The organism is Variovorax sp. WS11, assembly GCF_010499245.1.
Lineage (GTDB): Bacteria > Pseudomonadota > Gammaproteobacteria > Burkholderiales > Burkholderiaceae_C > Variovorax.
In genome coordinates, this window is record NZ_JAAGOW010000003.1 from 462,977 (window position 1) to 477,081 (window position 14,105).

10 protein-coding genes and 1 pseudogene are annotated in these 14,105 nt (G+C 69.6%); 4 read left to right on the forward strand and 7 right to left on the reverse strand.

The genetic code is table 11. The features are described 5' to 3' along the window. The first annotated feature begins 20 nt into the window (after positions 1–20). Complete coding sequence (locus tag GXN78_RS27850) at positions 21–1,535, forward strand: caspase family protein (RefSeq protein ID WP_164255806.1); 1,515 nt, start codon at positions 21–23, stop codon at positions 1,533–1,535. Between the two features lie 9 nt (positions 1,536–1,544). Here the strand turns inward: GXN78_RS27850 and GXN78_RS27855 are convergent, their stop codons facing one another. Beyond that, the gene (locus GXN78_RS27855) at positions 1,545–2,459 is read right to left on the reverse strand and encodes an EamA family transporter (protein WP_106554766.1); all 915 of its coding nucleotides are present in this window, start codon (positions 2,457–2,459) and stop codon (positions 1,545–1,547) included. A 135-nt stretch (positions 2,460–2,594) separates the two neighbouring features. On the opposite strand from GXN78_RS27855, the gene GXN78_RS27860 reads away from it, so the two are divergent. Then, the gene (locus GXN78_RS27860) at positions 2,595–3,047 is read left to right on the forward strand and encodes an Lrp/AsnC family transcriptional regulator (RefSeq protein ID WP_106554643.1); all 453 of its coding nucleotides are present in this window, start codon (positions 2,595–2,597) and stop codon (positions 3,045–3,047) included. 89 nt (positions 3,048–3,136) lie between these two features. After that, entirely contained in the window at positions 3,137–3,937 is an 801-nt protein-coding gene (locus tag GXN78_RS27865; RefSeq protein ID WP_164255808.1) for a TetR/AcrR family transcriptional regulator, read from the forward strand. Here the strand turns inward: GXN78_RS27865 and GXN78_RS27870 are convergent, their stop codons facing one another. The 6 genes and pseudogenes from GXN78_RS27870 to imuA all read right to left on the reverse strand — a co-directional run bounded on the left by GXN78_RS27870 (position 3,938) and on the right by imuA (position 13,180). Beyond that, positions 3,938–4,999, reverse strand: a complete 1,062-nt coding sequence (locus GXN78_RS27870) for a xylose isomerase (protein WP_106554641.1) — start codon at positions 4,997–4,999, stop codon at positions 3,938–3,940. 7 nt (positions 5,000–5,006) lie between these two features. Continuing rightward, positions 5,007–6,215 (reverse strand): ABC transporter substrate-binding protein, encoded by a 1,209-nt coding sequence (locus tag GXN78_RS27875; RefSeq protein WP_106554640.1) that lies wholly within the window; start codon positions 6,213–6,215, stop codon positions 5,007–5,009. Between the two features lie 192 nt (positions 6,216–6,407). Beyond that, entirely contained in the window at positions 6,408–7,421 is a 1,014-nt protein-coding gene (locus GXN78_RS27880) for an aromatic ring-hydroxylating dioxygenase subunit alpha (protein WP_106554639.1), read from the reverse strand. 203 nt (positions 7,422–7,624) lie between these two features. After that, positions 7,625–10,991: pseudogene (locus GXN78_RS27885) on the reverse strand (error-prone DNA polymerase). A 16-nt stretch (positions 10,992–11,007) separates the two neighbouring features. After that, complete coding sequence (locus GXN78_RS27890) at positions 11,008–12,411, reverse strand: hypothetical protein (protein ID WP_106554637.1); 1,404 nt, start codon at positions 12,409–12,411, stop codon at positions 11,008–11,010. Beyond that, positions 12,380–13,180, reverse strand: a complete 801-nt coding sequence (imuA, locus tag GXN78_RS27895) for a translesion DNA synthesis-associated protein ImuA (RefSeq protein WP_106554636.1) — start codon at positions 13,178–13,180, stop codon at positions 12,380–12,382. The genes GXN78_RS27890 and imuA overlap by 32 nt, the downstream gene beginning before the upstream one ends. A gap of 88 nt (positions 13,181–13,268) precedes the next feature. Here imuA and GXN78_RS27900 point away from each other — a divergent pair, with 88 nt between their 5' ends. After that, positions 13,269–14,099: an aldo/keto reductase gene (locus GXN78_RS27900; protein WP_239142948.1), complete on the forward strand. Its 831-nt coding sequence runs from the start codon at positions 13,269–13,271 to the stop codon at positions 14,097–14,099. Positions 14,100–14,105 lie beyond the last annotated feature (6 nt).

Here is a 14,105-nt window from a genome sequence, read left to right on the forward strand (position 1 = left end):
GCTGGTAGATAGTCCGCGCCATGAATGCCCGATGCAAGGCGCACCGCCTCGGCTCGATGACTCCGCTCGTTTCCCGGCTCGGCTGGATGCTGTTGCTCGCGCTCGCCTCGGCGCTGCAGTTCGTGGTCCTGCCCGCCCATGCCCAGGACCGCCCCCCGGAAAAGCGCATCGCCCTGGTCGTCGGCAACTCCCAGTACCCCAAGGTCCCGCTCGACAACCCCGTGAACGACGCGCGCCTGATCGCCGGCAACCTGCGCAAGCTGGGCTTCGACGTCAACCTGCAGCTCAACGTCGGCGTGCTGCAGTTCAGGCGGGCGCTGCGCGAATTCGCGCGCATGGTCCAGCAGGACGATGCCATCGCGGTGCTGTACTACGCGGGCCACGGCGTGCAGATCGACGGGCGCAACTACCTGCTGCCGGTGGACATCAACCTGCGCGACCAGGAGGAGGTGAAGGATGAGTCGGTCGACATCGAGGAGCTGTTCCTCAGCAAGATCGACAAGGTCGGTTCCTACCCCCGCATCGTGATCCTCGACGCCTGCCGCGACAACCCGTTCGCGGCGAAGACGCGCAATGTCCGCTCCGCCGGCGGACTGGCCGAGATGGGCGCGCGCGGCACGCTGATCGCCTTTGCCTCGGCGCCCGGCGCGCCGGCCGAGGACGGCCCGGCCGGGCGCAACAGCATCTACACCCGCAACCTGGCCGACGAGATCATGGTCCCCGGCCTGGAAGTCGAGCAGATGTTCAAGAACGTGCGCGTGCGGGTGCTGAACGACACGCGCCAGCGCCAGCTGCCCTGGGTGAACACCTCGCTGACCTCGAACTTCAGCTTCAACCCGACGGCCCGGCGGCCGGCGGCCGAGAACCCGGCGGCCGCACCCGCGTCGCCGTCCGGCGCGCCGGCTGCGCCCTTGGCGCAGGCGCAGGCGCCGGCACCCGCACCCGCAGGCCGCGACGCCAGGCCGAAGGACATCGACGCTTGCTCGCGCAGGCCCGGCGCGAGAGCGATACCAGGTCGCGGCAGCACCGCCCTCGGCAGCGCCGCCGCCGGCGGTGCAGCCCCGGTGGCGCCGCCCGCGCCGCGGCCATCGCCGCCGGCCCCGCCGCAGCCGCAGGCGCCCGTGGCAGCCTTGACGCCGTCCCCGCCCGCGCCATCTCCCGCCCAGCCCTCCTCCGCATCACGCAAGTTCCTCGACCGCAACGAGTTGCAGCAACTCTTCGTCGGCAAGACCCACACCCTGAAGGAGACCGCGGCCGGCAGCCTGATTCGCTTCGACCTGCGCGACGGCGGCAGGGTCTTCTTCAACAGCCAGAGCGTCACCAGCGTCTCGGTCAACGGCTCGGGCCGCTGGGAACTGAAGGACGACGGCGCCCTGTGCGCGAAGTTCAACCCGGCGCCGCCGAGCCGGCTCTCCGATGCGCGCAACCCCGACGACGGCTGCTGGTATTTCTACCGCGAGGGCGAGAAGCTCATGCGCAGCTCCAGCCTGGAGCCGCAGGCACGGCCCCAGGCCGAGGTCGTCCGGATCCAGTGAAAGGGCGCCTCATCGAAGCCCGCGAAGCGCCTCCTGCTTGCGCCGATCGCGCGCCCGCACCAGGGGGAAGGCCCATCCCAGGTTCATGCCCGCCGCGGCCAGCAAAATCGCTGCCGCGCCGATCCACTGCGCGATCTGCAGCCGGTGCCCGAAGGCCAGGAAGTCCACGCCGATCGCGACCACCGGGTAGATGAAGGACAGCGCCCCGGTCAGCGGCGTCGGCAGCTTCTGGATCGCGCCGTACAGCAGGATGTAGACCAGCCCCGTGTAGACCACGCCCATGGTGGCCAGCGTGGCCCAGCTGCCCGCATCGGCGGGCAGCGCATCGAGGTGCGCGAAGGGCGCGACCATCAGGATGCCGACGCAGGTCTGCACCAGCGCGATCAGATGCGGCGGCGTGCCGTCGAGCTTCTTGGTAATGACCGCGGCCAGCGCATACAGGAAGGCCGCGCCCAGCGCCATCAGGATGCCGGTGCCGTAGTCCGAGCCCGGCTGGCCGGCGCCGGGCTTGGCCTGCACGATCAGCAGCATGCCGATGAAGGCGAGCGCGAGCCACAGCAGCTTGGTTGCCGTGAGCCGCTCGGAGAAGAACAGCACGCCCAGCGCGACCAGCATGAAGGGCTGGGTGTTGTAGACCGCCGTCGCGACCGAGATGGAAGCACGGCTGTACGAGGCGAAGATCAGCACCCAGTTGAGCACGATGGCAGCGCCGCCCAGCGCCGCCAGGCCGACGATGCGCAGCGACAGGCCGCGCAGGAGGCCCAGCGCGACGCAGACCACCAGCAGGGTCGCGGCGCCGAACACGCAGCGCCAGAAGATCAGGTCCACGATCGGCAGGCCCGAGCGCACCACGAACCAGCCGATGGTTCCGGAGATCGCCATCGCGGCGCTCATCTCGAGCGTGCCGTGGGTTCTGCTGTTCATGCCTGGCCTCTTCGTCGTCGCGATGCGATGAAGGATGCCATCGACCGCACGGGCCATCCATGGCCAAAGCAAGGCGAATAGGCACATACTCCTTTGCTTCTGAGGCCACCGGCCCTTTTGCCCGAGGAAAGCTCCATGATGGACACCATCGACCAGCGCATCGTCGAGGCCCTGCTCGCCAACGCCCGCCTCTCGCTCAAGGACCTGGCGCAGGCAGTCGGTCTGTCCCCGCCCAGCGTGTCGGAACGGCCCAAGCGGATGGAAGAGCGCGGCCAGATCCGCGGCTACACGCTGGCGCTCGACCCGCAGGCGCTGGGCTACCCGCTGCAGGCCATCGTCCGCATCCGGCCCCTGCCCGGCAAGCTGCAGGCGGTGCAGAAGCTGATCGAGCAGACGCCGGAGATCTGCGAATGCGACAAGGTCACCGGCGAGGACTGCTTCGTCGCGCGGCTGTTCGTGCGCTCCATCGAGCAGTTGGACCGGGTGCTGGACCGGATCGCCGACCAGGCCGAGACCAACACCTCGGTGGTGAAGGCGCAGGTGGTGCGCAGGCGCCCGCCGCCGCTCGGCTTCGCGGCTGCGCGCTGATAGGGGATGTCCCCCTAATCCTCGACAGCCATGCGAGAGAATGCATCACCATCCGCCGCCCGGACCCGAACGACAAGGAGCGATCCACCGTGCCTGAACGATCCCCTTCCGCCCCCCGCACCGGCCGCCTTGCCGCACGCGCGGACGAGCCTGCGCCGATCGCGGAAGGCGGCCCCACACGGCGGCGCCTGCGGCGCGAGCGCACGGACCTGCTGGAGACCCGCATCCTGGATGCAGCCGTCGAGGAGTTCGCGGAGCATGGCTTCGCCGGCGCGCGCATCGAGCGCGTCAGCGCCGCGGCCGGCACGGTGGACCGCATGCTGTACTACTACTACGGCAACAAGGAGCGCCTCTACCAGGCGGTGCTGGCGAAGATCTACGAAGACATGATCGGCGCGCAGCGCGAGTTCGTGACGCCCGAGGACCCGGTGGAAGGCATGCGCCAGCTGGTGCTGCACTCGTGGGACCACTACCTCTCGCATCCCAACCTGGTGCGGCTTCTGATGAACGAGAACCTGCTGCGCGGTAAGCACATCCGCCAGGCGCCGCAGGTGGTGGAGCGCGCCACGCTGCCGCTGTTGCAGACGGTCGCGACGCTGCTGGAGAGCGGGCAGGCGCGGGGCGTGTTCCGCCGCGACCTGTCGTCCGAGCATGTGCTCATGACCATCATGTCGCTCGGCTTCTTCTATCTCTCGAACCAGTACACCTGCGCCACCTGGATCGGCGCGGACCTGATGAGCCCGCGGCGGCGCGCGGCCTGGCGCGCGCACATCGGCGATGTGGTGCTGAGCATGCTCGCGGTGCGCGACGAAGCGGATGAGGCGGCCGAGACGGGCGAGCCGCAGGCCGCGACCAAGCCGCGTCGCAGGGCCGCCGTCAAGAAGAAGTGATCAAGCAGGGCCCGCCAGCGCGGCCCACTGCTCGCGCACGAAGCGCGCGATTGCCGCGTTCTGGCCGATCAGCGAGAAGCGCGCGTTGTGCGCATAGTCCGGCAGGTTGATCATCTCGGTGGTGATCCAGCGCAGCGGCGAGTCTTCGTGGGTGCGGTGGTAGGCCAGCACCTTGCGCACCACCTCGCGCGTGCAGGCAAGCGCACCCGCGTCCCAGGGCGAATGCCACTCGCCGGGCGCCGGCTCGGTGAAGGGATAGAGGATGCCGCGGCCCGGCTCGCCCTTGGTGTACGGGAAGATCGAATGCTCGGGCACGGCCGCGACCGCCTCTCCCGAATCGCCCACAGACCAGATGTTGCGCGGCCCGTTCGGCGCCACGCTGCGCACCTGCAGCCAGCGCACGATGCCCATCTCGAGCCATTGGTCGACGAAGTTGCCGGGCTGGAAAGGGTCGAGCACCGCGCGGCCGGAGGCGACGTCTTCCGTCAGCCCGCAGATCGCCAGCTCCTGCGCGTTGCCGATCTTGAAGATCCCATGGCTGTAGTCCAGCGTGAAGTGGAAGGGGATGCCGCGCCGGCGCACCGCTCCGGCCACCGGCGCGACGCGCCGCGGGTCCTCGCTCCACATGTTGACGTGCAGCTCGAAGGCGGGCTCCACGCCGCGGGCCATGCCCTCGTCGTAGGCGCGCAGGTAGAAGTCCGCCACCTCGTCGTTGCCGATGGGCCGGCCCGTCGCGTCGTGCCAGTGCAGCATGATGTTGTGGGTGCGTGCGCCGACCTCGGCGGCCAGGCGCAGCTTGTCGGACAGCAGCGCCTCGTCGCGCCCGAGCGCATAGAACCAGCTCGCGGTGTGCACCGGCAGGCCGAAGCGCTCGATGCAGCGCAGATAGGTATCGACCTGGCCCGGCATCGGCAGGCGGTCGAAGCAGTCGAAGGCGCCGCTCTCGCGCACCAGGCGGAACTGCTCCTCGATGGTCGGCTCGGCCAGCGACACCGGCCGCTCCAGCGAAGAGGCCTGCGCGCCGCGGCCGTTGCAGCCGATGGGCGGGAGGGTTGCGCTCATGCCGCGCTCACGAAGGATTGCGCAGCTTGCGGATCTGCTCCTCGGCCGGCTGCAGCTTCGCGCCGTCGAGGTAGGTGCCCGAGGGCATCACGCCCTTGCCGTCCTTCACCGCGGTGCGGCCCACGAAGATGCCGAGCGTCGACTGGTTATCCTGCGGCCGGAACACCACCGGCCCGAAAGGCGAGTCGAACTGCAGGCCCTTGAAGGCCACGATCAGCTTCTCGGTGTCGGTCGAGCCGGCCTTCTGAATGCCCGCGGCGATCGCCTTCACCGTGGCATAGCCCACCACCGAGTTCAGGCGCGGATAGTCGTTGTACTTCTTCTGGTAGGCGGCGAGGAAGGCCTTGTGCTCGGGCGTGTCGATGCTGGCGTAGGGATAGCCGGTGACGATCCAGTTGGCGGGCGCATCGTCCTTCAGCGGGTCGAGGTACTCGGGCTCGCCGGTCAGCAGGCTCACCACCTCGCGGCCCTCGAACAGGCCGCGGGTCTTGCCTTCGCGCGCGAGCTTGGTCAGGTCGCTGCCGAACATCACGTTGAAGATGGCGTCGGGCTTGGCATCGGCCAGCGCCTGCACCACGGCACCGGCATCGATCTTGCCGAGCGGCGGCGACTGCTCGGCCACGAACTCGACGTCGGGCTGCGCCTTTTTCATGTTCTCCTTGAAGGCCGCCACAGCCGCCTGGCCGTACTCGTAGTTGGGGTAGACCAGCGCCCAGCGCTTCTTCTTCAGCTTGACGGCCTCGCCGATCACCGAGGCGGAGAGCGCATAGGTGCCGGAACGCAGGCGGTAGGTGTAGCGGTTGCCGTTGTCCCACACGACCTTGTCGCTCAAGGGGCCCGAGGCGAGGAAGAAGGTTTTCTTCTGCTTGGCGAAGTCGGTCAGCGCCAGCCCGACGTGCGAGAGCGTCACGCCCGAGAGGATGTCGACCTTCTCGCGCGCGAGCAGTTCCTCGGCCATGCGCACCGCGTCGCCGGGGTTGCCGTTGTCGTCGCGGAACACGGTCTCCAGCTTGCGGCCGCCGAGCACGCCGCCCGCGGCATTGATCTCTTCCTGCGCCAGCAGCCAGCCCTGCTTGTAGGGCACCAGGTTTTGCGGCAGGGCCTTGTAGCTGTTGATCTCGCCGATCTTGATCGTGCCCTGCGCGGCGGCGTGCGCGCCCACGAGGCAGAGGCTGGCCGCCAGCAGGCGGGCGGACGCGGAAAGCGTGAGAGTCATGGCGGAGTCCTTTATGGCGATGGCTGGGGACGGAGAAAAAGAAGAAGGTAGCGGCTCGTGGCTCAATCAGTCGCTTCGAAGCTGTGCAAGCCAGCCGGGGAACACCGCGGAACCGGCTTTGCCGGGCCGCTGGTGTTGCCCCCGGTGAGGGGGTGGGCGGCTACACGAAGTGAGCCAACCTGGGGGAGAACTTCATTCGGCGGCCATCTCCTCGACGATGCGTCGCATCTTGATGGAGGAGCCGTCGAGGCCGAGGTTGATGCGGTGCCACTGGCGCGGCTTGTCCTCGTTGCGCTGGATCGCCTCGAGCATGCGCTTGTCCTCCTGGAAGGCCATGCGCAGGTTGTTGCGCAGGCGCTCGTCGATCACCGGGTCGGCCGGCGAGTTCTTCAGGCACAGCCAGTGCTGAATGCAGCTGCGCTGGTCGACGGGCGTGATGAAGTGGCAGGCGTACATCTGGATGCAGTCGTCCCGGTTGCCCTCGGGCGCGCCGGTGCCGGTGCGGGCGGAGCCGAAGTCGATCACCGCGATGCTGGGGGCGTGGTAGTGGTAGTAGTGCCAGCGGTCCACGTTGCCTTCGAAGTTCTTGAGACCTTCGAAGATCGGGATCAGCGGGCCGTCGATCACCCAGCGCCAGGTCACGACCGTGTTGCCCTGGCGCTCGTGCTGCACGCGCGTCTCCTCGCGGCCGGCGCTGGCCAGGGTGGTCTGGTGCACGTAGACCACGTGGGTCGGGTCGCAGAGGTTGTCTGCCAGGCTCAGGTAGTTGGCCTGCACGAGCAGCGCGTCGCCCTCGACCACGCTGTAGGCGGGGTCGTCGTACTGCGGCAGGCGGAACACCTGGCTGCGATCGGCCTTGTCGGCATCGCCCATCCACACCCAGACCATGCCCATGCTCTCGGCCGTGGGGTAGCTGCGAACGCGAAAGCTCTCCGGCACGCGCGGCATGCCCGGCGCGTGCACGCAGCGGCCGCTGCAGTCGAAGGTGAGGCCGTGGTAGCCGCACTGGATGGCATTGCCTTGGAGCCGGCCGATGGTCAGGGGCGCCAGCCGGTGCGGGCAGGCGTCCTCGAGCGCGGCGACGGCGCCCTCCTCCGTGCGGTAGACCGCGAGGTCCTCCTCGAGCACGCGGCGCGCGACGATCTCGCGTCCGATGTCCCGCGACCAGGCGAGCGGGTACCAGGCGTTGTAGGCGTAGGCGGTCATGGACTTTCCTCGTGGGTGACGGCGGCTTGCACGACGCGGGGCGTTGCAGAAAGCGTGCCGGCAGTTAAGTAAGCGACTTCTACAAATTAATGTAGAGAATACTTAATTTCGGTGCTTTTGTTCCCCGGGTTTGCACCGGGAAGAGGCACCATGGCGGTGCGGCCGTGCGCATGGCGGGCATCGCCGCGCGGCGGCCGCGGGCCTCAGTGAAAGTCCCGGCTCCTGCTGTTCTTCGCGATCCGCCCCAAGAGCGGCGTCAGGTCCCGGAAGCCGGTGGCCACCAGGTGCCGCACCTCGCCGCCGCTGTCCACGTCGCGTTGCCAGGTGCCCTGCACCGCGAGCAGGTGCGACTTCAGCAGCGGCTCGCGCCAGGCCTCGACCACGTGCTTCCAGACGATCACGTTGACGTTGCCGGTCTCGTCCTCGAGCGTGACGAAGATGGTGTCGTTGGCGGTCTGCGGGCGCTGGCGGCCCATGACGATGCCGCAGGCGCGCACGGTCTGACCGCTGGGCAGGTCGCGCAGCTGCTCGGCGCTCGAGAGCTTCATGCGCGCGAGCCGTGGGCGCAGCAGCGCCAGCGGATGGCGGCGCAGCGTGAAGCCCAGCGAGGCGTAGTCGCCGACGATCTCCTCGCCCTCGGGCGCCAGGGGCAGCTGCAGCGCGCGCTCGAGGATGGGCACGCCCTTGAGCAGCGCCGGCGCGCGCCGCTGCGCGGTGGCGTCCCAGACCTGCTGGCGCCGGTGGCCCGAGAGCGTCAGCAGCGCATCGGCGGCGGCCAACGCGGCCATGTCCTTGGCGTCGAGCTCGGCGCGCAGGGCCAGGTCTTCGGTGCTGGTGAAGGGGGCCTGGGTGCGGGCTTCGACGATGCGGGTGGCGCCGGTTTCGCTGAGGGTGGCGATGCGGCGCAGGCCTAGGCGTATGGCGGGTTGGTGGGGGTTGCCTTGGCGATGTTCGAAGCGGGGGATGCTTTGCGGGGCTGCTGCCCCATCCCAACCTGCCCCAGAGGGAAGGAGCAAGAGACTCCAGAGTGCAGTCCAGGTCGCTGGCGGTCACATCCACGGGGCGCACCTCGACGCCATGCCGTCTGGCATCCTGCACCAGCTGCGAGGGCGAATAGAAGCCCATGGGCTGCGAATCGAGCATGGCGGCCAGGAAGCAGGCGGGCTCGTGCAGCTTGAGCCAGCTGCTCACGATCACCAGCAGCGCGAAGCTGGCGGCATGGCTTTCAGGAAAGCCGTATTCGCCGAAGCCCTGGACCTGCTTGAAGATGGCTTCGGAGAATTCGCTGTCGTAGCCGTTGCGGATCATGCCGTCGACCAGCGGATCGCGGAACTTCTCGACACCGCCCTTGCGCTTCCAGGCCGCCATCGAGCGGCGCAGGCGATCCGCCTGGTCGGGCGTGAACCGGGCCGCGATCATCGCGATCTGCATCACCTGCTCCTGGAAGATCGGCACGCCGAGGGTGCGGCCCAGCGCGGGGATGAGGTCGGGATAGCGGTAGTCGATCTCGCTGCCCTTGCGCACCTTCTCGCGGTTCTTGAGGTACGGATGCACCATGCCGCCCTGGATCGGCCCGGGCCGCACGATGGCGACCTCGATCACCAGGTCGTAGTAGCTGCGCGGCTTGAGGCGCGGCAGCATCGACATCTGCGCGCGGCTCTCGATCTGGAACACGCCGATGGTGTCGGCATCGCAGATCATGTCGAACACGGCTTCGTCGTCGTTCGGGATGTGGTGCATCTCGATCGCCGTGCCGCGCCAGCCGTTGACCAGCGCCAGCGTGCGCCGGATCGCGCTCAGCATGCCCAGCGCGAGCACATCGACCTTCAGCATGCCCATGGCCTCGAGGTCGTCCTTCTCCCACTGGATGACGGAGCGGTCCTTCATCGAGGCGTTCTCCACCGGCACCAGGCGCGTGAGCTTGCTCTGCGTGAGCACGAAGCCGCCCACATGCTGGCTCAGGTGGCGCGGAAATCCGCGCAGCTGCTGGGTGAGCTCGATCCACTGCAGCAGCCTGGGCATGGCTTCCTGCACGCCCGTGCGCTGCATCGCCTCCTGCAGCCGCTGGTCGAGCACCACGCCATCGAACCAGTAGTGGTCCTTGGCGAACTCGTCGACCAGGCGGGCATCGATGCCCAGCGCCTTGCCCACGTCGCGCAGCGCGCTGCGCGAGCGGTAGCAGATCACGACCGCAGCGATGGCGGCGCGGTCGCGGCCATACTTTTGGTAGATGTACTGGATCACCTCCTCGCGCCGCTGGTGCTCGAAGTCGACGTCGATGTCGGGCGGCTCGCGGCGCTCGCGGCTCAGGAAGCGCTCGAACAGCAGGTGGCCGGTCTCGGGGTCGATGGCGGTGATGCCCAGGCAGTAGCAGACTGCCGAATTGGCCGAGGAGCCGCGGCCCTGGCACAGGATGCCCTGGGAGCGCGCGAAGCGAACGATGTCTTCCACCGTGAGGAAGAACATCTCGTAGTGCATCTCGATGACCAGGTCGAGCTCGTGCTGGATCTGCCTGCGCACCTTCTCCGGAAGGCCCTGCGGATACTTCTCGCGCGCCCCCTCCCAGGTCTTGCGCACCAGCGTCTGCGCCGGCGTCTCGCCGTTCGCCACGTTCTCGAGCGGGTACTTGTAGTGCTCGCGGATCACGTCCAGGTCGAAGCTGCAGCGCCGCGCGACTTCGAGCGTGTTGATCAGCAGCTCGGCCGGATAGAGGTTGGCCAGGCGCAGCCGCGAGCGCAGGTGCCGCTCGGCATTGGGCTGCAGCGCGAAGCCGCATTCGGCGACCGGCCTGCCCTCGCGCACGGCCGTGATCACGTCCTGCAGCGGCTTGCGCGAGCGCACGTGCATGTGCACGTCGCCGGCCGCCACCAGCGGCACGCCGGCCTGTGCGCCGGCCTGCAGCAGCGTGACGAGCCAGAGGTCGTCGTCGAGCTCGTTGGGCAGCTCAGCCGCGATCCAGAGGCGGCCCGCGAAGAGGCGCGCGACCTGGGCCACGTCGGCGCAGAGCGCTTCGGCGTCGGGCATGGCGCCGGGCGTGCGCAGGGGCACGAAGAGGATTTCGCAATCGCGCAGCGAGGCGACGTCGCTTTCGTCCCAGCTCACGTGGTAGCTGCCCTTGGGCGCCGTGGTGCGCGCGGCGGTGATGAACTCGCAGAGGTTGCCCCAGCCTTCGAGATCGTGCGCGATCGCCACCAGCTTGAAGCGCTCGAAGCGGAACTCGCTGCCGAACAGCAGCCGGAAGGGATGCCGTTGCGAAGGATCGAGCTCCTCGAGGAGCTCCCGCAGCGCCTCGTGCGCGCGCACCACGCCGGCCACCGAGCATTCGTCGGTGATGGCGAGCGCCTCGTAGCCGAGCGCGTAGGCGCGCTGCACGAGCTCTTCGGGATGCGAGGCTCCGCGCTGGAAGCTGAAGTTCGTGAGGCAGTGCAGCTCGGCGTAGGCGGGCAGTACCGGCAGCCCCGGTGGCATCGGCGGCCCGGCTTCCGGCTGTGACAGCCGCGGCGGCAAGGCATGCACCGTGGCCGAGGCACGCTTGCGCTTCAGGATCTGCTTGTCGCTGAGCTCGGGCATGGTCTTGCTCCCTCGCTCAGGCATAGAGCCCCTGCAGGAACCAGCGCGGCGCCTCGTCGGACAGGAAGGCCGAAGGCCGCTCGCGAAAGATCCAGACCAGGCCCGCCTCCGGGCTCTCGGCGATGTAGTAGTCGCGCACGGCCGGGTGGCCGCCCTCTTCCGCGCCCTGCCCCGGGCCGCCCCACCAGCCGACCTCCAGCCGCTGCGGCCCGACCCGCTTGCGCAGCACGCCGCGGAAGCAGGGATGGCCGTCGCGCACCTCCAGCCGCAAGGGCTCGCGCAGCAGCCAGGAGGGGTAGATGGCGCCCGGCTCCCCGACGGGGCCATCGACCGCCTTGGGACGGCCCGGCGTCGGTCGAGCCGCCGACTGCGAAGCCGGCGGCGGCGAGGCAGCAGCCTGCGGCTTGTGCAATGCAGGCCGCCACGCCTGCCGGCACTCGAGCCGGTGGTCGGCCTGGGCGACCGCGCGCAGCACCTGCTGCGGCCCCAGCCGCGCGCTGAGCCGCTCGACCAGCTCGTGCAGCTTGTCGCCCTTGCGGTTGTCTTCGGGCAGGAAGCTGGTGCTGGCGCCGGCCCAGGGCGCGGTCTCGACCGAGCGCAGGCGCAGCCAGCTCGCCGGCGCGGCCAGCGTCGTGAGCGCGAGCCGCTCGGACAGGAGGCGCCGCAGGTGCGCCATGTCCTGCGTGGGCTCGGCCGTGCGCACCGTGAGCTGCTGGTGCGGCGGCAGCGTGACGCCGTTTAGCCGCTTCAGGTCCAGCGTCCATTGCAGCTCGATCGCCACCACGCCGCGCTGGCGCGCGCGCAGCCAGATCTGCAGTGCCGCCAGCAGGCGGTTGGCCGACCACATGAGCTCGGGCGCGCCCTCGGCCAGCGCGGGCAGTTCCAGCTTCTGCTCGAACACATCGGGCAGCTGCAGCCACTCATGGCCGTCGGGTGCGAGGCCGTAGGCCACGTCGAGGGCCGCGCGCAATGCCTTGCCGAAGCGGCGCGTGAGGCCGCCGCGTGGCAGCTTCTCGACATCGCCCCAGTTGCGGCAGCCCAGATGCGCCAAAACCTCGAGGTGATCGCGCGCCGCGCTCAAGGTGTCGAGCGGCAGGCCGGACGGCAGCTCGTACGGCGGCTGCTCGCCGCGCGCGAACATGCGCAGCCGCGCCAGCGCGACCGGGCTGGTCGCACCCTGCGCGCGCTGCACGGGGACTTCCGGCACCGGGTTGAGCCGCGCGATCTCGCGCATCAACGCCAGGCGCCCGCCCCACAGCCGCTCGCAGGCCGAGACTTCGAGCAGCAGGGCTTCGCCGTCGACCCAGGCGACACGCGGCGTGAACTGCAGGGCCCACCAGCCGAGGGCCTCGGGGGACGGCAGCGGCACCTCCTGGGCGGCGGCGATCTCAGGCGGCCAGCGCAATGCGATCCAGTGCATGGCCTTGTTCCGCGTGAAGGCCGAGGCGGAGCACGGTCGCGCCTTCGGTCTTGGGTGGCAGCCTGCCCTCCTGCTGCTGGCGCAGCTTGCGCCTGAGCTGGCTGGCCGCGAGCAGCGCCGTCATGCGCTCGCTGCGTGCCGGCAGTTGCAGGGGCGCCGCCAGCGGCGGGCCGCGGCGCTTGAGGATGTGGACGTCGATCTGCGCGGCGTTTGCGGCGCAGGCGGCGAGTTGCAGGCGCAGCCGGGCGGGCGACGCCGAATGGGCGGCCGTGTCCGGGCGAAACACGAACAGCAGGCGGTCGTGCTGCGCCGCGGCCAGTTGCAGCCGCCGCAGCTCGCCCACCCGTGCCTGCGGCAGCCAGGCCAGCACGGCGGCCACCTCGGCGCAGCGCAGCGCCTGTTCGCAGGCCCAGAGCCGCGCGGCCGATGCCTCGCTACGGATCCAAAGCAGCGCTTCCACAGGCAGGCCTTGAGCCGCGAGCGCAGGGCCGAAGGGTTCGTGCGGCGCGCCGATCAGCGCGACGGGCCCTGCGCCGCCCTGCACCGCCTGCGCCAGCGCCGGCAGCAGCAGTTGCCAGGCATGGGCCTCGGGCGCGGCCTGCAGCAGCTCCGTCATCGCGCCCACCGGCCAGCCGCCTCCCGGCAACTGCGCATCGAGCGCTGCATGCCCCGTGCCGATGACCTGCCCATCGGCCAGGCCCAGCGTGTCCCCGCGCCAGACCTTGTAACGGGCGGCGGTGGAAAAGGAGTCGAAGGAAGGCAGGCCCATGATGATCCGTATAACTGTATTTTTATACAGTATTCCTGGGTGCTCTGGTTTTCTTTTTCCGAGTCCAGGACGATCATGTGGAAAAGCCATGACACCCATGACCACTCGCCCCATTCCCTCCACCCGCGAAGCCCTGCCGGTGATCGGCTGCGGCACCTGGCTCGGCTTCGATGTCAGCCCCGGCAGTGCCGAACACCAGCGCCTGCCGGGCGTGCTCGATGCGCTGTTCGCCGCCGGCGGCTCGCTGATCGACAGCTCGCCGATGTACGGCCGCGCCGAGTCCGTAGTGGGCGCGCTGCTGGCCGCGAGCGGGCAGCGCGAGAAGGCCTTCCTCGCCACCAAGGTCTGGACCTCCGGCCGCGAAGCCGGCATCGCGCAGATGGAGCAGTCCTTCCAGCGCCTGCGCACGCAGCGCATCGACCTGCTGCAGGTGCACAACCTGGTCGACTGGCGCACCCACCTGGCGACGCTGCGCGACTGGAAGGCGCAGGGCCGCGTGCGCTACATCGGCATCACGCACTACACCGCCTCGGCCTATGCCGAGGTCGAGGCGGTGCTGCGCGCCGAGCCGCTCGACTTCCTGCAGATCAACTACTCGATCGAAGCGCGCCAGGCCGAAGAGCGCCTGCTGCCCCTGGCTGCCGAGCGCGGCATGGCGGTGATCGTCAACATGCCCTTCGGCGGCGGCGGGCTGCTGCGCCGGCTGCGCGCACAGCCCCTGCCCGGCTGGGCCGGCGAGATCGGCTGCGGGAGCTGGGCGCAGCTGCTGCTGAAGTTCGTGCTGAGCCATCCGGCCGTGACCTGCACCATCCCCGGCACCACCTGGCCGGAGCACATGGAGGACAACGCGGCGGCCGCTGCGGGCATGTTCCCCGACGCTGCCTTCTGGCAGCGCCACACTGGCTCGATCCCGCTCTAGGACTCC